General features: G+C 64.8%; 17 protein-coding genes. 7 read left to right on the forward strand and 10 right to left on the reverse strand.

What is annotated here, in order from left to right; all coding sequences use genetic code 11:
* Positions 1 to 111 precede the first annotated feature (111 nt).
* Both IPP90_23640 and IPP90_23645 read right to left on the reverse strand, forming a co-directional pair.
* Positions 112 to 672 carry a hypothetical protein gene (locus tag IPP90_23640; protein ID MBL0173623.1) on the reverse strand — a complete coding sequence of 187 codons (561 nt, stop codon included), beginning with the start codon at positions 670 to 672 and terminating at the stop codon, positions 112 to 114.
* Positions 673 to 767: 95 nt separating this feature from the next.
* Positions 768 to 4,406 (reverse strand): PHP domain-containing protein, encoded by a 3,639-nt coding sequence (locus IPP90_23645; protein ID MBL0173624.1) that lies wholly within the window; start codon positions 4,404 to 4,406, stop codon positions 768 to 770.
* Between the two features lie 92 nt (positions 4,407 to 4,498).
* Between IPP90_23645 and IPP90_23650 the strand changes: the two genes are divergently transcribed.
* Positions 4,499 to 5,824: a hypothetical protein gene (locus IPP90_23650; GenBank protein MBL0173625.1), complete on the forward strand. Its 1,326-nt coding sequence runs from the start codon at positions 4,499 to 4,501 to the stop codon at positions 5,822 to 5,824.
* Positions 5,825 to 5,904: 80 nt separating this feature from the next.
* Positions 5,905 to 6,345: a PAS domain-containing protein gene (locus IPP90_23655; GenBank protein MBL0173626.1), complete on the forward strand. Its 441-nt coding sequence runs from the start codon at positions 5,905 to 5,907 to the stop codon at positions 6,343 to 6,345.
* Here the strand turns inward: IPP90_23655 and IPP90_23660 are convergent.
* Positions 6,321 to 7,613 (reverse strand): universal stress protein, encoded by a 1,293-nt coding sequence (locus IPP90_23660; GenBank protein MBL0173627.1) that lies wholly within the window; start codon positions 7,611 to 7,613, stop codon positions 6,321 to 6,323. The genes IPP90_23655 and IPP90_23660 overlap by 25 nt on opposite strands.
* A gap of 181 nt (positions 7,614 to 7,794) precedes the next feature.
* Between IPP90_23660 and IPP90_23665 the strand changes: the two genes are divergently transcribed.
* Complete coding sequence (locus IPP90_23665; protein ID MBL0173628.1) at positions 7,795 to 9,174, forward strand: amidohydrolase family protein; 1,380 nt, start codon at positions 7,795 to 7,797, stop codon at positions 9,172 to 9,174.
* Positions 9,175 to 9,177: 3 nt separating this feature from the next.
* On the opposite strand, the gene IPP90_23670 is transcribed toward IPP90_23665, so the two are convergent.
* The 5 genes from IPP90_23670 to IPP90_23690 form a co-directional block, all read right to left on the reverse strand.
* Positions 9,178 to 10,404, reverse strand: coding sequence for an amidohydrolase family protein (locus IPP90_23670; protein MBL0173629.1), 1,227 nt, complete (start codon positions 10,402 to 10,404; stop codon positions 9,178 to 9,180).
* An 85-nt stretch (positions 10,405 to 10,489) separates the two neighbouring features.
* Complete coding sequence (locus IPP90_23675; protein ID MBL0173630.1) at positions 10,490 to 10,819, reverse strand: DHCW motif cupin fold protein; 330 nt, start codon at positions 10,817 to 10,819, stop codon at positions 10,490 to 10,492.
* Between the two features lie 23 nt (positions 10,820 to 10,842).
* Positions 10,843 to 11,946: a serine hydrolase gene (locus IPP90_23680; GenBank protein ID MBL0173631.1), complete on the reverse strand. Its 1,104-nt coding sequence runs from the start codon at positions 11,944 to 11,946 to the stop codon at positions 10,843 to 10,845.
* 137 nt (positions 11,947 to 12,083) lie between these two features.
* Positions 12,084 to 12,590 (reverse strand): hypothetical protein, encoded by a 507-nt coding sequence (locus tag IPP90_23685; GenBank protein MBL0173632.1) that lies wholly within the window; start codon positions 12,588 to 12,590, stop codon positions 12,084 to 12,086.
* Between the two features lie 76 nt (positions 12,591 to 12,666).
* Positions 12,667 to 13,590, reverse strand: a complete 924-nt coding sequence (locus IPP90_23690; protein MBL0173633.1) for a hypothetical protein — start codon at positions 13,588 to 13,590, stop codon at positions 12,667 to 12,669.
* 747 nt (positions 13,591 to 14,337) lie between these two features.
* Between IPP90_23690 and IPP90_23695 the strand changes: the two genes are divergently transcribed.
* Positions 14,338 to 14,703, forward strand: a complete 366-nt coding sequence (locus IPP90_23695; GenBank protein ID MBL0173634.1) for a hypothetical protein — start codon at positions 14,338 to 14,340, stop codon at positions 14,701 to 14,703.
* A gap of 468 nt (positions 14,704 to 15,171) precedes the next feature.
* Positions 15,172 to 15,342, forward strand: a complete 171-nt coding sequence (locus IPP90_23700) for a hypothetical protein (GenBank protein MBL0173635.1) — start codon at positions 15,172 to 15,174, stop codon at positions 15,340 to 15,342.
* 663 nt (positions 15,343 to 16,005) lie between these two features.
* Here IPP90_23700 and IPP90_23705 read toward each other — a convergent pair.
* Both IPP90_23705 and IPP90_23710 read right to left on the reverse strand, forming a co-directional pair.
* Complete coding sequence (locus IPP90_23705; GenBank protein ID MBL0173636.1) at positions 16,006 to 16,245, reverse strand: hypothetical protein; 240 nt, start codon at positions 16,243 to 16,245, stop codon at positions 16,006 to 16,008.
* A 292-nt stretch (positions 16,246 to 16,537) separates the two neighbouring features.
* A complete protein-coding gene (locus tag IPP90_23710) occupies positions 16,538 to 16,756 on the reverse strand; it encodes a hypothetical protein (GenBank protein MBL0173637.1) in 219 nt (72 codons plus the stop codon).
* A 66-nt stretch (positions 16,757 to 16,822) separates the two neighbouring features.
* Here IPP90_23710 and IPP90_23715 point away from each other — a divergent pair, with 66 nt between their 5' ends.
* Complete coding sequence (locus tag IPP90_23715; protein MBL0173638.1) at positions 16,823 to 16,960, forward strand: hypothetical protein; 138 nt, start codon at positions 16,823 to 16,825, stop codon at positions 16,958 to 16,960.
* Positions 16,961 to 17,740: 780 nt separating this feature from the next.
* Positions 17,741 to 17,947 carry a hypothetical protein gene (locus IPP90_23720; GenBank protein MBL0173639.1) on the forward strand — a complete coding sequence of 69 codons (207 nt, stop codon included), beginning with the start codon at positions 17,741 to 17,743 and terminating at the stop codon, positions 17,945 to 17,947.

Here is a 17,947-nt window from a genome sequence, read left to right on the forward strand (position 1 = left end):
AGAACTCAGTCCTGCCCTCACCGGCTCACCCCTCGTACGCTCGACGCTTCAGTTGCTCGCCCCTAAAGGCCGCTCAACCCTCTGACCTCTCGTCTGTTGTGGGGCGCGACCCTACCTCGGCCAGAGCCACCCAAACGCCCCCGCCATGAGGCACGCATAGATCAACGCGTCCACGGTGGCCTTGATGGTGATGCTCCACGCGCGACGATACCAGATGGACACATGCCACAGCGCCGCCGAGTAGCCAAGAAACACCGTGACGCCCACGAAGCGAAAGACCTGCAGGTACTCGGCACCGGTGCCTAACGCCCGGCTGGCGACGTACGCCGCGAAGAATGCCATGACGATCGTGTACACGAACCAGAGCGACAGATTGCGGCCCATGCTCATGACACCATTCGGCATCACGGTCATCAACACCACGGGACCGTTGTTCATCTTGGCGATGAACTCAGGCGAACCCATCTCTTTGGTGCTCATCGGGCGCGGCATGAAGTAGTCACCCGGCGGCATGGCCAACGGACGCAAGGCGTCCAGTACCTTGGCTTCGTCGGGATACTTCGGAAAGTCGGACTTGTGCCACGGCGACGCCATGTGAATGACGGAGCTGGCGAGAAACACCAAGACGGCGGACAGCGCAATCGGCATCCATAACGCGGACAGATCGGTCATGACGCGCTCCTGCGGGTGGGAGAAATGTGGCGGGCAGGCAGCAAGTATGCGGCGGCGTCACGATTGTCGCGAGAGGGCTCTGCGCGGTGGGTCGCTCAGTGGTAGTCCCGTCCCTTGGCATGCTGCTCCCCTCCGCCCAGCTGCAGCGCCTTGAACTGTTTCGCCCGCACGTTCACCACGTGTTGCTCCACCTGCAGCACGCCACGGATGAGTAATAACGGTGACGTGGAAATGAGCACCGCATGCCGCTCGAATCGATCGGGCGTGACGACCACGTTGATCATGCCGGTCTCATCTTCGAGCGTAAGAAACGCGAACCCCTTGGCGGTGCCGGGGCGCTGACGACAGATGACGAGCCCGGCCACCGCCACCGCTTGTCCATCACGCCCATCCTGCTGGGCCTGACGTGATGACCACACGCCATTGGGGGCCAGGATCTCGCGCAGATGCGACATGGGATGTCCGGCCAGCGACAGTCCGGTCATGCGATAATCGGCCTCGGTGAGTTCGATGGGTTGCAGGGCGGGCAGGTGCACTGGTGGCGCCGATACGGGCATGGGGGCGAGTGGCAACTGCGGTCCGCGGGTAGCCGCCATCACCTCCCACAAGGCGACGCGTCGCCGGCGTTCGGGCACCTCGTGCGTGAACATGCTGTCGAACGCGCCGGCTTCGGCGAGACGGCGCCACGATGTCTTGTCGAGTGTGACGCGACGCACCGCGTCTTCAACGCTCACGAATGGTCCATCGCGCAGCGCGGCCTCAAGGGCACGACGCGCCTTCGCGCCCAATCCGCGCACCAGCCGCACACCCAGTCGCACCGTGACGGTGTTACTGCCGTTGGTGTGACTGACCACGGATTCCCGCACACAGTCCTCTGAGGCACTCGGCGGCTGTTGCCCCCACGCCACTCTCCCGTCGCTGGGCACCAGCACTCTGCCGTCTCCCGTCTCCATCGTGTGATCCCACGATGACCGCGTGAGGTCGATGGGCCGCACCTCCACGCCATGGCGTTTGGCATCTTCCACCAGTGTGCCCGGCGAGTAGAACCCCATGGGTTGCGCGTTGAGAATGGCGGCGCAGTACTCGGGCGCGTAGTAGTGCCGCAGATACGCCGTGGCGTACACAATCAGGGCGAAGCTGGCCGCGTGACTTTCCGGAAATCCGTAATCGGCAAACGCATTGATCTGGTTGTAAATGCGACGACCCACGTCTTCCGGAATCCCATTGCGCGCCATGCCGGCAATGAGTTCTTCGCAGATGGCCGCCATGCGTTCGTGCGACCGCTTATGCCCCATGGCGCGTCGCAGTTGATCGGCCTGACTGGGCGTGAAGCCAGCGGCGGTGATGGCCACTTGCATGCCCTGCTCCTGAAAGAGCGGCACGCCCATCGTGCGTTTGAGCACAGGTTCAAGCGACGGATGCGGATACGTGACGGGTTCGGTGCCCGCGCGCCGCCGCAAATAGGGATGCACCATCTCGCCTTGAATGGGCCCTGGGCGAATGAGCGCCACCTCCACCACCAGATCGTAAAAACAGCGCGGCCGAAGCCGCGGCAGCGTGTTCATCTGCGCGCGGCTTTCAATCTGAAACACCCCCACGGTATCGGCGGCGCACATCACGTCGTACACGGCCTGATCGGCCATGTCGAGCTGACCCAGATCGATGGTGACACCGCGCGTGTGCCGGATGTACAACAGGCAATCCTGCACCACGGTCAGCATGCCGAGTCCCAGCAAGTCGATCTTCACCAGTCCGGTAGGATCCAGATCGTCCTTCTCCCACTGAATAACCGTGCGGCCGGGCATGGACGCCGGTTCGATGGGCACGATGGAGCCCAGCGGCTCTTCGGTGAGGATCATGCCGCCCACGTGGATGGAACGGTGCCGCGGCAGCTGATGCAGCCCTTCCACGACATCGGCCAGCACGCGCACACGCGCATCGTCGGGGTCGAGACCGGCGCGCGTGAGCAGTTCACGACCGGTGACGCCGTCGCGACTGGCGGTGGTACGGTTGCGGTGTGCTTCGTGCACGGGCGTGGGACTCGCCGCGCGATCGCTGGACTTGGCCAACGGGCCCAGGTTCTCGGCGGCGTCCATGGCAATCTTACGCTCGGCGTGCGTATCGATGCGCTGCTGCCACGTGGCATCGCGATCACTGATGTCTTTGGTCCTCGGTAGACCCACTGATTGAACCGCCGAGGACGCAGAGGTCGCAGGGGACTTCTGGCTGGATGCCACCTTGCGCGCCTCGGCACGCACGACACGCGCGTTCCTTACTCTGTTCTCAGTACTCTCTACTCGGTTCTCAGTACTCTCTACTCGCAATGTTTCCGCCGTCGACTGTGCGCTGAATCGATCACTCAGTGTACTCAGCACATCGGCCTGCTCCACCGAGAACCCCAGCACGCGCGCCGCATCACGCACGGCACTCCGTCCGCGCCAGCTGATCTGCTCGCATACCATGGCCGCGTGTTCGCGTCCGTAGCGCTCGTATACGTATTGCAGCACGCGCTCGCGGTCCCGATGCGCAAAGTCGATGTCGATATCGGGCGCTTCCTGCCGTTCTTCGGTGAGAAACCGCTCGAACAACAGCTGCATGCGAATGGGATCGACCGCCGTGATCCCCAGGCAGTAGCACACGGCGGAGTTGGCGGCGGATCCGCGTCCCTGGCAGAGAATGCCCTCACGACGCGCGAAGCGGACGATGTCCCAGACAATGAGAAAAAACCCCGCCATCTTGAGTTTCGCGATCATGCGCAACTCGTGCGACAGTTGCGCGCGCTGCTTTGCCTCGTAGTCGCGTCCCCAGCGTTCGTGGGCGCCCTGATCCACCAATCGGGTGAGATATTCGTCGGCCGAGATGCCGGGGGGGAGCGGGAACGCCGGCATGGACGGCTTGAGTTGTTGCAGGCGAAACGCGCACCGTTCGGCCACGGCGAGTGTGGCCTGCACGCCTTCTTCCGCGCCCTGCCAGCGCTTCAGGATCAAGGCGGGCGCCTTGAGCGTCCACTCGGCGTTGGGACGCAAGCGCGCCCCCATTTCATCGAGAGTGCGTTCGTGGCGCAGGGCGCAGAGCACATCGTGGATGATGCGACCTTCGGCGCGCGCGTAGTGCACGTCGTTGGTGACCACCCACGGGACACCCAGTCGCGCGGCCAGCGGGCGCAGGCGTCGCACCAGTACGCGTTCTTCCGGGAGCCGGTGATCCCAGCATTCGACGGCAAGATGTTCGCCGAACACATCGCGCAACTGACAGGCCGCGTGCCACGCGGCGTCGTCGCGTCCTTCGGCTAACAGTTGCGGCACCCACCCACGCGGACAACCGGTGAGCGCGAACACATCCTGCGCATGCTGCGCTACCAGGTCCCACGGCACATGCGGCGCACCGCGATCGGTGTGCATACGCGCATGCGTGACCAGCGACGCGATGTTGCGATACCCCTCGCGCGACTCGGCCAGCAGCACCAGGTGCGTGGTGCGCGTGCCGTACGTCTTGAATTCATCGGGCACGCGCACCGTGAGTTCGACGCCCAGAATGCCGCCAATGCCCACGGCGGCGCAGGCCGTGCCAAAGCGGACCACGCCCCCCATTTCGTCGTGGTCGGTGATGGCGAGTGCCGGGTACCCCAACTCGGCCGCCCGCTCCGCAAGGGTTTCGGGGGGCGATGCGCCATCAAGCAGCGAGAGGGCGGAATGGCAGTGCAGTTCCGCGTACGACGGGGCAGGGCGGGGCATAGTGCGGGTCGTGAATGAACCCGAAGATATACCGAAGCACTGGAAATGCCAACCACCCGGCACCTGGTGCCTTATGCCAGGGTACTGGCAGCGTGCTCGTCGACAAGAAATCGCTCATCGACCTCGGTGTCCTGCCGAATGCCGGGGGAGAGTGGCCACTGGGCCGCCTGCTCGATCACACCCATTCGCGGCCGGGTCTCGACGCCCTGAAGGGACTGCTGGCCGCGCCGCTTGATGATCCCGTCGACATCGCGATACGACAGCAACTGCTGCGTGCGCTGCCCGACGCCTTGCGCCATGTGCCATGGGCGTCGATGGTCGCGCTGGCCAAGGACGCCGACGCGTACCTCGATTCCAACTACATCATCTGCCCGGACACGCACGCCGCGTGCATGGTGTTTGGCCTGCGCTATCCGGTCATCGCCCGCTACATCGAATCCAAGCTCGTGGCCGTTTCGCAATTGCTCGCGATCTGTCGCGCAGTACACGACCGCATTGCCCTGCTTGGTGGAGACGCGTTGTTCAACGAGATCGCGGTCGCCATCGACACGGTGGTCTCGGATCCGCTGTGCCACGCATTGCGCGCGGCCGTCAATGCGCCCACCTCGCGTCGTCTTCGCTTGCGTGTACTCGACAAACACCTGCGTGTGCGCGCGCAGGATGCGATGCGCCGATTGATTGCGGCACTCTACCGACTGGATGCCTATGGTTCACTGGCCACGGCAGCCAGAGGGCCAGGGCTGTCGTATCCGGAGTTCGCCGCCGCTGACGCGGTTGGTTTTCGGGTTGAGGGTATCCGGCACCCGCTGCTTGCGCAGGGCGTGGTGAATGACGTTGACGTGTCGGGTCGTACGCGTGTCATGTTCTTGACGGGCCCCAACATGGCTGGCAAATCCACGCTGCTGCGCGCCATCGGGATTGTCGTGCATTTCGCGCATGTGGGTCTGCCCGTGCCCGCCGCGCGGGCAAGACTGCCTCGTGTTGACCGACTGATCTCATCCCTCCGCGTCGATGACAGCCTTGCACGGGGCGAGAGTCTCTATCTCGCGGAAGTGCGCCGGGTGAAGTCGGTGGTGAATGCGGTGGCGGACGACGCCGTGGTGGTGGCCTTACTCGACGAAGTGTTTCGGGGCACCAACGCAAAGGACGCGATTGATGCCACCGCCTTGCTGGTGGATGGTCTCGCGGAGGCGCCGGCCGGACTGTTCGTCATTGCGTCGCATTTGATAGAAGTCGCTGACGGCCGTGACGGCCACGCGGGGATCGGCCTCTGGTGCATGGCGGTTGATGACGCCGGCGGTCAGCACACGTTCACATACGCGCTCCGACGCGGTGTGTCGGATGTGCGCCTGGGGATGAAGCTGTTGGAGAGCGAGGGGGTCGCGGGGACGCTGCGTCGGCTTGCGCAACGCGGGTGACGGCGCCAACTACCAGCGGGCAATCAAAGAGGCCCGCGTTGATCTTCTGCCAGACCCGACGTCGCCGCCCCACGCCCGCCATGCCTTTCTCACATCGTCCCGCACACGCCCCGCCCCCGACCGTCACCGAAGTGCTTGAGGTGGCTGATCGCCTGACGCCGGAGCAACTGGATCGCGCGCCCTATGGCTTGATCCAGCTGGATGCCACCGGTCGCATCCTCAACTACAACGCCGTCGAGTCGACCCTCGCGTCCCTCACCCGCGATGAGGTGATCGGTCGACAATTCTTCACGGAGATCGCGCCGTGCACGAAAGTCCAGGAGTTTTACGGACGGTTCAAGGACGGGGTCATTCGCGAGTCACTCGATGTGAGCTTTCAGTTTCACTTTGCGTTCAAGCAGCACCCGCGCGACGTCACCGTACGGTTGCTCTATTCCAAGCGCAGCCGCACGGTGTGGGTCCTCATCGCGGATCACGAGGGAAAGCCAATCGTCGACTATTCCAGTAACACCAGCGTTTGACCGTCCGTATGCACCAGGCGCAGCACCTGCTCGCGCCCATCGCCGCCGGTGCTGGTATCAACCGCCGACACCTCGGCAATGGTGTGCGTCAGGTGCTGTCCGGTCAGCGCTGATGTCCCGAACATCAGGGACACGAGGCGCGTCGCCCGATCGTAGGTGGCGCCAACCAGCGGCAAGGAATGCCCCAGAATCTGGGCGCCCAGGTCGCGGGAATCGATCTCGACCGTGCATGGCCGACCCGTGTTCCGGTCGCTGAATGCCTTCAGTTCCGCGTCAAGCACGGCCATGTCGAAGGTGTGCGTGTGAGCGGTCGTTGACGGCCGCGTTCTCGCGGCGGCCAGCGTTCGCGCCGAACCTGGAACGCACAACACCGAGCATGGGGCGTGCCGCAGCAGTTCGGCCGCCACGCTGCCGAGGATCATCCGGCGCAGGAAACCGTAGCCATGCGTGGCGGTTACCACCAGATCGGCGTCCTTGTCGCGGATGACCTTGGTGAGTTCATCCGACGGATTGCCTTCCACCAGCACGTCCTCGACGGAAAACCCGTTGCGCGCGAGCATCTCGTGCAGCTGCGAGAATCCATGCAGCGCCTGGTTGCGATAGGCAATGGCGCGGTCCTGCAATCCCTGATCGGCCTTCGAGAACGGCGGGGCCACGTGGACCAGATAGATCACGGCATCGGACGCCACCAGCGTCAGCGCGACTTGCGCCGCGTACAGGCTGAACTCGCTGAAATCGGTGGCGATCACCACGCGGCGCGGGGCGGCCGTCAGCTTCGCTTCCGCCGCGAGCACTGGTGTATCACCCAGCTGCAGCAGTCGCAGCACAGTCTCACCCCCCAGTGCGCGCTGGATAGCCGCATGGCGACCGCGTCCAACCACAATGACGCGGGCCTTGTGATCCTGGGCGAACTCCACGATCTCGCGCGCCGGCTCTCCGGTGCGCACCATCACCGGCCAGTTCGAGGTCGGCGAGATCAGTCGGGTTTGCTGCGCCTTGAGCATTCCCTCCCGGCCTTCGCGAACCGCGAGATCGGTTTCGAGCGGAACGGGCATGGTATCAAACGCGTACATGGGCATCGCGAAGGGCATCACCGCGCTGACCACATGCACGACGGAGTTGGTGCGTTCAGCCAAGGCCTGCGCGGCCGGAAACGCGGCATCAGACTGCGGTGAAGTGTCGGACGCAATGACAATAGGACCGACAAGTTGCGGCGCCGGATGATACGCGGCAAACGTGTAGGGCTGTGAGCTGGTGGCGGTAGACATGGCGAATCTCCTGTCAGGAGTTCGGGACACGAACGGTGAATTGACGTGCTTGAATGAACGAAGGGCACTCCGGGGCGGGCACACCATCGGGTTTCACCTGACCGGGTGTAGCGTTCCCTGCCGCCAACGACGACCTGCCCGTACGTTTCCTGATCACTCCCTCTACCTGCCGGAATTCGTGATGATTCGCAGCGCCGTCACCGTCGCCATGGCGACGTTCATGCCAAGTGGCTCAGCCGTCGGCCGGAATGCCGCACTCAAGAGCACCCTGCCTGAGGCGCGTGAAGGCAGGCTCATCGACAGGCCGGTTCCGGGTGTTTCCGGCGTTGTGGCCCGCACTCTTGCCGTGCTCGCACTGCTCGCCACGGTCAACGTCAGGACCAGCGCACAGCAGGGACCGGTGACGGCGTTTACCGGTGCCACGCTCGTCGATGGCACCGATGGGGCGCCCGTGGCCAACGCGACGTTGTTGGTGCGCGATGGTCGCGTATTGGCGGCGGGGGCCGCATCGCGCGTGGCCATCCCAGTGGGCGCACAACGCACGCGACTTGATGGACGGGTGATCATTCCCGGGCTCATCAACGCGCACGGGCACGTGAATACTCCCGCCGACCTCGCCACCTACGCCGCCTATGGCATCACGACGGTGTTCTCGCTGGGTGGCGAACCCGCTTCGGTGTTCGCGGCGCGTGCCGGGCAGAATACGCCCGCACTCGATCGTGCGCGTGTGTATCTGGCGGGACCGGTGCTCACCCCCGCCACGCCGGCTGAAGCGCGCACGCAAGTGGCGGACGTCGCCGCGCAACGGGTGGACATTGTGAAAATCCGCGTGGACGACAATCTGGGAACGACGGTGAAGATGTCGCCCGATGTGTACCGCGCGGTGATTGCCGAAGCACACGGGCGCGGACTGCGCGTGGCGGTGCACGTGTACTATCTCGCCGATGCCATGGATGTGCTGGCGGCGGGCGCCGACTACATCGCGCACAGTGTGCGTGATGAGCCCGTGAATGCAGCATTCGTCGGCGCGCTGAAGGCGAATGGTGCCTGTTATTCGCCCACACTGATGCGCGAGGTTTCAACATTCGTTTACGAGTCGACACCGTCGTTCTTTGCCGACTCCCTGTTCCTCGCCCATGCCAACCGGCAGTGGATGTCTACGCTGCAGGAGCCGGCGCGTCAGGATGCCATGCGCACCAGTGTCAGCGCCCAGCGCTACAAGGCGCAGTTACCCGTCGCCAATCGCAACCTGAAAATGTTGTCGGATGCGGGAATACCCATCGCGATGGGCACCGATACCGGCCCGGTCGGGCGCTTTCAGGGCTACTTCGAACTCATGGAACTCGAACACATGGTGGACGCGGGACTCACGCCGCGTCAGGCGATGGCGGCGGCCACCCGCGACGCCGCGCGGTGCATGCACATCGATCGCGATGTCGGCACACTCGAGACCGGCAAGTGGGCCGACTTTGTGGTGCTGGATGCGTCCCCGCTGGAACGCATCAGCAATGTGCGTCGTATCCGGGCGGTGTATGTCGCCGGCAATCTGTTGCCACGCTAACGGCTACTTGGGAAAGCCCGCCGGCGAGATCGCCGGCATCAGTCGCAGCGCGTTCTGGTAGTACACCTTCTTGAGCACCACATCGGGCAGGTCAATCCCGTACAGCTTCCAGAAGGCGTGGTAGTCGCGATAGTAGTCGAAGTAGTCGTCACGCGTTTCGAACACGCGCCAGTAGTACGGATACTCCTCGGGCTGGAATGAATCCTTCCCGAACAGAATGCGGTCCTGGAACTTCACGAAGAAGTCATGCGCGGCGCGCGGCTGTCGGCCGATGTCGTACAGCACCGCACCGACTTCGCTGTACACGTTGGGCATTTCGGTGAGGAGTTTGCCGAAGGTGCCGAGGTCGTTGGCCTGCCACCCCAAGTGCGCCGTCACGAACGTGGTTTTCGGATTGTTGCGGAACAGATTGTTGCGCTCGGCCACCAAGGCTTCGAAGCTGGGGAACTTGTCCTGCGGATAGCGACGCTCGGGGAACAACGAAATCTCGAGCCACCGCTCGTTGGTGAGATCGGCCGGCTTGAAGAACTCCGCCGGATCGCCGGTGTGGATGAACACCGGCAGCTTGAGACGCGCGCAGGCCGCCCAGAACGGTGCGAGTTCCGGGTCGTCCAACTTGAGTCGGCTGCCATCGGGCTTCTTCGTGCTCAACCCAAAGCCTTTGCCGATCTCGCCGACACCAACGGCACCGGCCGCGACATCGGCTTCAAGCTGAGCAATGGCCTTCTCGGCCCAGCCAGGGCCCACGTTGCCGAAGTTCACGCCGGCCAGCACCCGCACACGGTCCTTCATCTTCGGGGAGACCTTGAGCGTGTCCATCACGCGCTTGAGGCGATCGCCCGACATGTTATCGGCGGCGATCATCATGCGGACATTGAGACTGTCCAGCGACGCGCCCAACTTGGCGAGCGTTTCGGTGGTGGCCAACAATCCCGCCGGATGGCCGTGAAAGTCGATGGCCGGGAACTTGGCGGTCTTCACCATCGTTGCCGGTGCCACGAGTGTGGACTTGGGCCGATAGTCGAGAATACTGGGCGCCGGCGTCTCGGGTCCGAGACACGAGCGTGGACGGACTTCCGTGGTGCCCGGCGGACATGCCTCGCCATCCTTGATGGTCGTGCCGCCGCGAAATCCACCTCCACCGCCGCGACCGGCGGGGGGTTGTGCGACCAGCGAAGTGGCGAGGCAAAGACCGGCGAACAAACCGGTGATCAGGGACGAGCGGCGCATCGAGGCTCCAGGGCGGCTTACGGAAGGAAATCGAACCCGTGAAATAGGCGCGATGACGCGCGCGATGTCGAGTCCGGCCCGTCCCTCAATCCACGATGAACAACCGGGCGCCCAGCGGTGACCGCGAGCGATGCGGCTCGACCTCGTCCGCCACCTGATAACTCATCCCGGGGGTCAGCGTGACGCACCGTCCGTCCGAAAGCTCCGTCTGCAACTCGCCCGCGAGACAGAGCAGAATATGCCCCTTCGCGCACCAATGGTCGGCCACATAACCGGCTGAATACTCCACCATCCTGACCCGCACGGCGCCAAAGTGCCGCGTGCGCCACTGTGCGATACCCGATGCACCCGGATGCTCGGTTGCCTGGACGTCGTCCCAGGTGACGGTGCCGAATGGAATATCCGTGAGGTGCATGGCGGTGGAGGAAGGTCGTGATGTCAGCGCAACGGCGAACGGTTCGGCGCGCCCACCGGCCCATCGAAATAGTCAATGATCTGGCGCGACACGCGACCGATCATGTCTTCTTCTTCCCCGAGGGATCCGGTGATGCCGTTGGTGAAGAACGCGATGATCACGGTGCCCGATCGTGCGTACACCATGCCGACATCGTTCGCGATCACCGGGCTGTCGCCGGTCTTGTGGGCCACCGGCACGTCCAGAAAATGCGGAATCCGACGTGCGCCGGCCTGCTGCCGCCGCATGATCGTTCGCATCGTGGCGGCACTCGCCGCCGAGGTCATCGTTCCGCGTTCGATGGCTTCCAGCAACCGACCAGTTTCGCGCGGATTCATGTCGCCCAGCCAGTAGGCATGATCCTGCACGGGCAGGCGATACCGGCCGTCCGCCAGAATCTTCTTGTTGGCCGGATCACGCACCATCGCCACCCACTTGGCCCGCTCGCCGGTGAAGAGTGATGCGTACAGGTCAAACAGCGGGTCGCCCTGCTGGGCGTATTGCAGTCCGGTGGTTTCTTCCGCGGTGAGCGTGTCGAACGCCGGGTTGACGAGCGCCAGGATCTTGCGACGGTAGACATGCCCGCGCGCCACCATGCTGAGGTGCGTAAACCCCGACGACCTGAGCCACGCGTTCAGGCTGTCCACGCCACCAACCTTTGTCACCATCAAGTCGGTGGCGACGTTGTCGCTGGTGATCACCATCTCGGTGATCAAGTCACGGATGGTTGGCGTCTGCCCGAGGTCATGGTACTGCAAGACGCCCGAGCCGTCACGCAAATCGGCGCGTCGGATCTGCACCCGTTCATCGAGGTTGAGTTTCTGCTGATCAACCAATTGGAACGCGCGCACCATGATGGTCAGCTTGATGATGCTGGCGCTGCTGAACGCATCGTCGGCGTTGACCGTGGCCTCTTCGCCGGTGGTGAGGTGCTTGACGTACACGCCGGCCCGCGCGGGAAACCGGGACAGTTCCGTTTCCAGCAGTCGCGTCAGCCCGCTCTTCGCTGGTTGCGCCGAGACTGCGACAGCGGTCAGCGCCAGGCAGAGTGCGGTGTGCAGCGTGTGGCGAAGGGCGACGTGACGCATGGCGAGTACAGCTCCCGTGTGGGGGCGATGGGCATGGGGCGCAGCCAAAGGCGGCTTCCGAAAGCTGCGGCGCACGATGACACATCGCTAGGCTGAGGGACGTGCGACGGTGCGCGCAGCAGAGTGACGTCCGTGTCTCAATCGTACCACCCCTGCACAAACCACTGCATGGGCGCGGCAATCGCACTCGTCACCGCGGACTCGCCATACACCAGCAGTTCCCCTTCGCCCTCGGCGTCACACCGCCAGTAGTCGCGCGCAAACGCATCGGCGCGCCACCAATCGCCGCTTAATCGGTCCGGTCCATCGGCGTGGGCAATCGACAACCGGCGTCCCCGCCACCACACGGCGGCGGGCACACCGCGTGGCGCTTCGACATCCACCACTTCGGGTGTGTCGAGTAATCGCAGCACGGCGGGCGCGTTGACCGTATCTGCGATAATGTCAGGTGATGCGGCAGGCACCGGCGCGGCGGCTTGCGCCATCGCATCGGCGCTGGTCCACTGTCCGGTGGCTTCCGGTTTGTGCCCGTCACCCGCCACGGCGCGTACCACCACATCGCCCGCGTTGTCCGGATCGAGCGCGGCCCGCAAGCGCGCGAACACCGACTCGGCGTTCATGGCGGCGTCGCGCCATGAAGGCACCAGCAGATCGCCCTGATCGGCGGCCAGTGGTGTGGTGGCCGGAATCCCACCGTGATGCCAATGATCAGTGCCGGGATCACCTAACGCCCGCTAAACGCGCGACATGATCGAACAGGGGCTCGAGTCGCGCCAGCGGTCGCGCCGGACGCACTTCGCGCGTGATGCTGCGTTGTGGAATGGACAGCAGCGATGAGGCCTCAACGGTTTCGCGCGGTGCCCGCAGCACTGGCGGTGTGGTGCCGATGCCGGTGCGCGCCGCCGCCATCGGCGCATCGCTCGATGTTTCGGGAAATGCGTCGTGATCGTGACCGTCGGTACCCACGTCCTCCAGTGGCCACTGTCGCCCCGCATCGAGAATCAGTGTGACCGACACGGCCGCCGCCGAGCGTCCGTCGTTCACCAGTTCGCGCACCAGTCGATCCAACTGCGCGCGCAACACGAACACACCGGCGCGGTGCTTCCACCTGACCGGCAACTCCACACTGGTGCTGCGGGTGGCTTCCACCCGCACGAGTCCCGGACGTCGCGTGTCGTCGCCGTGTGCCAGTCGCCATGCGGTGAGTCCTTCGGCGCCCCAGCGTCGTTCAGTCGTCACCGGGCGCGGTGGGGCGAGCATGCCCACGGTACGCAGCCCCAGCGCGCGCAGTGCGTCGCGCAATTCGTCGTCCATGGGCACCAGCCCCAACGGCGCCGGTGCGAGATAGGTGGCGCACTGTCCGCTGGGAATGCAGGTGATGCCATCGGGGAGTGCCAGTGGATCGCGCTCACGTACCACACGACTGCGCGCCTGTGGCGCCCACGTGGCGGCGCGCGCGGCCACGCACGAATCGGCAATGGCCACGCGGGCATCGGGGTGCCAGCGTTGCGCAATGGACAGCAGGGCGCGCGCCAGCCTGTCTTCACCACCCAGTGCGTCGAAGCCGCTGGCGCCAATCCACCATACGCCCGGGCGCCTTGCACGGGTGACCTGGGACTGGCGGCGAGAAACGCGGGTGGTCACGGCCAACACCCGCATCGTTCACGGCGTGATCGTCCCACGTGCGCACGTCGAGCGTGGCGCAGCGCCTGCGCTTCGGCAACGTCATGCCGGCGCGCACCCCGGCGCCGTCCGGCCGCCAATGACACCGCGCGAGTCGTGTTATCGGCGAGCGCCCTCGGCAACGTCCCAGTGCGGGGGCGCCGGGATAGCGCGCTGTCCGGTACCCGGGATGGCCACACCGGATTTTTTCACGCGCCCGTTCGCGTTTACTGGAGTTCCCATACGACGATTCGCCGGCGCGCGTTTGCGTCCGCGATAGCGCGTCCAGTCGCGGGTGTGTTTGTCGAAAGGTGCGATCGAACCGGTCGCGTTCGCGACTCCGTTGCGCGCGGGTGAGTGGGGAGGCATACACTGATGTTCGTCTGCTCCGCGAACGCCAGGGCGAGTTGTGTCGCGAAGGGTGAGTCGCGGGCGTGTGGATGTCGTCGTGTGCGGAAACGCCGAGTCCGGCCCGGGTGTGATGGGGGTGCTCGATGGCGTCGTCGGTGCTGCCGCCGACAGCGGCCCGGACGGCGCGTGCCGCGTGCCACGCCGCGCCGATCGGGAATCTGGAATCCGTTCACACGCGACGCGCCATGACGATGCCACCGCCCTCGATTGATCGAACGCTGCGACTGGGTCCACCTTTCTCCACGACCACTGAAAATCCGCGTATGATGTTTTGGGTCTCAGTGCGTTAACCGTCGGAGGGGAAGCGGTTTGGCCGACATGGGTTCGAGTCGCAACCGCACCGCACCACTCACGCAACCGGGGCGCGCCTCGTGCACCAGCACCACGGGCGCATCGTTCGCGGGCGAGTTGCGCGAGTCGCACGCCATGCACCCGCGACAGCGCCAGGGCGCCGTCGATGACGACCAGGGCGAACACGCCACTGCGCAGCGGGAGATCCAGCGCACCGCTGCGTTTACCGTCGCGCGACCGCACCATCACCAGTCGTTCCACCCAGTCCGGCCATGGCGCGGCAGCGAGGGTGCGACGCGCATCGATCCGCCACCCAGCCGCGGTGCGCAGCACGCGAGACGACCTGGCGAAGCGGTGCCGTTTGCCGGGCAAGCGTTCCGACCACTTCGGTAATGCGGCCGCGCCGAGATACCGCCGCAGGCGGCATCGAGCGGAAGTGATGCCGGTGGCCACAGGATGCCTGCGGCTCGCCCACCGGCCACCACGGCTTCGAAACGTGCGGAGGGACGCAGGCTGACCCGGGGCGGAGGCGAGGGCTGGGGGTGTGGGGGCGAGGGCGGGGGCGGTCAGCAGAAATTATTGAGTGCCGAATAAAAACCGAAAATCGAGGATATGGTAGAAACCTACCCGCCTGCTTTCACTACGCTCCGGGTCCGTCACGGGGCTCCTTAACGTTCCCTACCGGCAGTCGTATGCTCCAGTGGTCCAGGGGCCGACGGCGGGCCTCCAGCGGTTCGTTCCACCGCCAGCCCACCGTCCCATGTTTCCGTCGAACGCTTCCTGCTCGCCACCGCGCTCCTCCTGGCCGCCTGCGGTGGTGCGCCCACTGAAACTGCCTCTGACGAGCCGACCTTTGAGGCCGTGCTCAAGAAACGGCCGATCAGGGTACATGACGCCGCGGCGGTTCCTCGATCGCGCGCCAGCCGGCCTCAGCTCACGGCCGAGCAGAAGGCCGCCATCCGCACCATCAACGAACGGTTCAAAGAAGCCAACAAGGCCGATCTTGAGGCGTTGACGGCAAATCACGCGTGAAGCGATGAGAGCGCGGCGCAATGGCGCGTCACCCGACGACGTGATCACGCGATTCTCGAAGAGCGCAGCCGTCCAGTTCGTCCTCGGCTGCCGCGGCGTTCGCCGCCTTGCGCGTGGCATTGAACGCGGTGCTCACCGACGAGCGGCGCGCGTGGCTTGCGGCCAGCTCCCATCGACTGGGACCGGCCTGCCTGCGCCGCTGCCGGGGCGCTGGTCGCTATCTCGACTCGCTGTGCACACCGCCGCGTGCATTCGTGCACGCGGCTATTCGGTTTTCTCTTTACGGAGAGGGGGCGGCGGCCCATCAGGGAGGCGGTCCACCCCGAGGCGGTGGTGTACCCATCCGCGGTGGCGGCGGTCGGAACGGATCCGGCAATTCCCGCACGCGTTCCGCCAGTCGTTATCGCTGTGCTTCGTCCAACAGCGGTGCCAGCGCCTCTGCGGCTCATCGAATCCAGCGCCGCGCGCAACTGCACCCCCGCCGCGTCGATCACCCGCTGATTGGCGTCGGCCGTTACTGGAGATGGGACGTACCGTGGCCTGCTATTCGGCGCGCAACTGCGGCACCTCTTCCATGCGCGCCACGAATCCCGGCGGACGCCGTGGTGGCGCGCATGCCCAACACGCGTGCGCGTTACAACGCGCCTTGTCCAACCAGGCCAATCACGATGCCCATGCCGCAGCGTCGTGATGAGAATGGCGGCGGATTTGATTTCGAGTTTCATGCGCTATTTCCCCGGCGCTGAGTTCTCCATCCAGTGCATGCGCGGTGGCGACCGTGACGGTCAGCATGCCCTGTGCGCATTCAACCAGCGACTGCTGACTCGTTCGCGTATTCAACGGGACTGTCGTAGCGCGCAGCAACGCGGCGGCCACCGCCAGTGGTGTCAGTCGCAGGAACACTGTCTGCAATTCGTCCGAGAGCCGGCGCGGCGCGGCAGGAGTCGCGCCATCACGCGATCAGCGAATCCCGGGTCGAACGCCACGGCACCGCAGTGCGCGGTAGCGCGAGTGCTCGCTCGATGTCCTGTTGGTCGTCACGCATCAGACCCTCACCGTGACATACGGCGCCAACGGGCGCTCGGACTAACCATGCCGCGAGCCAATCGCTCATCCCGCGCCCGGCAGCTGGGCGGCAGCCGTTTCGCTCGTGGACGATTCTTCCAGCGGGCGTTTTACCGCACCCGGCGCTGTGCTAGCCCAGTTGCGCACGACCGCCCAGTGAACCAGGTCGCGCCGCTCGCGCCGCGTCATTTGCCGCGCTCACCGTCGGTTCGGCGAGTGATCCCGGTGACGCGTCGCGGCTCACCAGCCGCAACCGAAAGCGCTTGCGTTTCGCCCGGGCGTTGAGCGACAGGTTCATCGCGATGCGACTGGAAATATGTGCCAAGTGTCGCGTCGCCGCGAAATCCATGAAGATGGCATGGAACCGAATGAACGTCTCTGACCCACATCGTCCGCATCAGCGCCACGGCCCAGCATGCCGATCACCACCGACGCCACCATCGACTGGTATCGGCGCTCGACCAACGCGCGAAAGGCCGCCGCATCGCCAGGTCTGGCGCGTGTCAGCAGCTTTCCTCGTCCAAGGGGACTGTTGTCATGGATGGGATCCTGACGCACCCATCATGGACAACGTAACGCGCCAGTTCATTCCATGTCTCCGGCTGGCGATTGTGATAAAGATGTATGGAATGGTCCGCAGGGCTCGGTTGTCAGAGACGCAAACACACCCGAACCACGGAGACCTATGCATTCCATCAGATTTCTCGGCAAACATCGTGTTCATTGACGCGGCTGGTATCCTCGCTTGGCAGCGGCCTGCGCCGACAAGGTGACGTCCGTCGATTCCACGGATACGACCAGCGCAACCGCATCGAAGCCCAGCCCGGCCTGCAGACGGCCGGGTGGGACGCCGAGGCGACGGTGTCCTTCGCCATTCAACGGGACGATGCGCTACCGGTCGAATGGCATTCCGAATCCCTCGCGCCAGTTGCAGTATGCTGCCGCTTCCCGGCGTGCGCGTGCCCGGTGCGGCGATTCCCTATGCCCAACGCCGATCCGCCAGAAGCGCAGAGCTACAATTTCAGATCCCGCTGAATCCCAGGAAGGCCGCAACGCCCACGTCCGCGAGTCTGTTTGATTGGCGTGATGGTTTCAGGAGCCCCGTTGCTCAATCCATGCGAGGCGGCAACGTCACACCGTCGCGATGGCGTCCCTTCAGAGTGAAGAACACGGCTGGTGAAATCGTCGCGTTTCTCGATGCCTGCAACTGTCATCCCACGCCGATAGGACCGTATCACTACCATGCGTTGCCACCATGCGCTGACGGCCATGGTGGATACTGCCGGTGGTCCGTCGCCCATCATTGGCGTGGCCTTCGGCGGTTACCTGATCCTTGGCGATCGCGATATCAGCGGACGGCGAGATCACGTCATCGCAGCTTGGTCGATGCAGTGGGATCACCAGCGCGACGCCGGAGTTTCCGCAAAGCGTGTATCACTACGTGCTGCTGGGGAACGCGAATGCCACATCGTCCATTCGCTGTTTCACCGGACAGGTGACGAGTGCGGCGTCGGCAATGCCCGGCATGGTACATCCGTAG

Source organism: Gemmatimonadaceae bacterium, from assembly GCA_016720905.1.
In the GTDB taxonomy this organism is placed as follows: Bacteria; Gemmatimonadota; Gemmatimonadetes; order Gemmatimonadales; family Gemmatimonadaceae; genus Gemmatimonas.

Coding starts and splice junctions, on each gene's coding strand:
- IPP90_23680 (MBL0173631.1), bottom strand. CDS start 11,946: ATGCGTCACGTCGCCCTTCGCCACACGCTGCACACCGCACTCTGCCTG.
- IPP90_23675 (MBL0173630.1), bottom strand. CDS start 10,819: ATGCACCTCACGGATATTCCATTCGGCACCGTCACCTGGGACGACGTC.
- IPP90_23660 (MBL0173627.1), bottom strand. CDS start 7,613: ATGTCTACCGCCACCAGCTCACAGCCCTACACGTTTGCCGCGTATCAT.
- IPP90_23645 (MBL0173624.1), bottom strand. CDS start 4,406: ATGCCCCGCCCTGCCCCGTCGTACGCGGAACTGCACTGCCATTCCGCC.
- IPP90_23715 (MBL0173638.1), top strand. CDS start 16,823: ATGCCGATCACCACCGACGCCACCATCGACTGGTATCGGCGCTCGACC.
- IPP90_23640 (MBL0173623.1), bottom strand. CDS start 672: ATGACCGATCTGTCCGCGTTATGGATGCCGATTGCGCTGTCCGCCGTC.
- IPP90_23695 (MBL0173634.1), top strand. CDS start 14,338: ATGGGTTCGAGTCGCAACCGCACCGCACCACTCACGCAACCGGGGCGC.
- IPP90_23670 (MBL0173629.1), bottom strand. CDS start 10,404: ATGCGCCGCTCGTCCCTGATCACCGGTTTGTTCGCCGGTCTTTGCCTC.
- IPP90_23655 (MBL0173626.1), top strand. CDS start 5,905: ATGCCTTTCTCACATCGTCCCGCACACGCCCCGCCCCCGACCGTCACC.
- IPP90_23710 (MBL0173637.1), bottom strand. CDS start 16,756: ATGGATTTCGCGGCGACGCGACACTTGGCACATATTTCCAGTCGCATC.
- IPP90_23665 (MBL0173628.1), top strand. CDS start 7,795: ATGATTCGCAGCGCCGTCACCGTCGCCATGGCGACGTTCATGCCAAGT.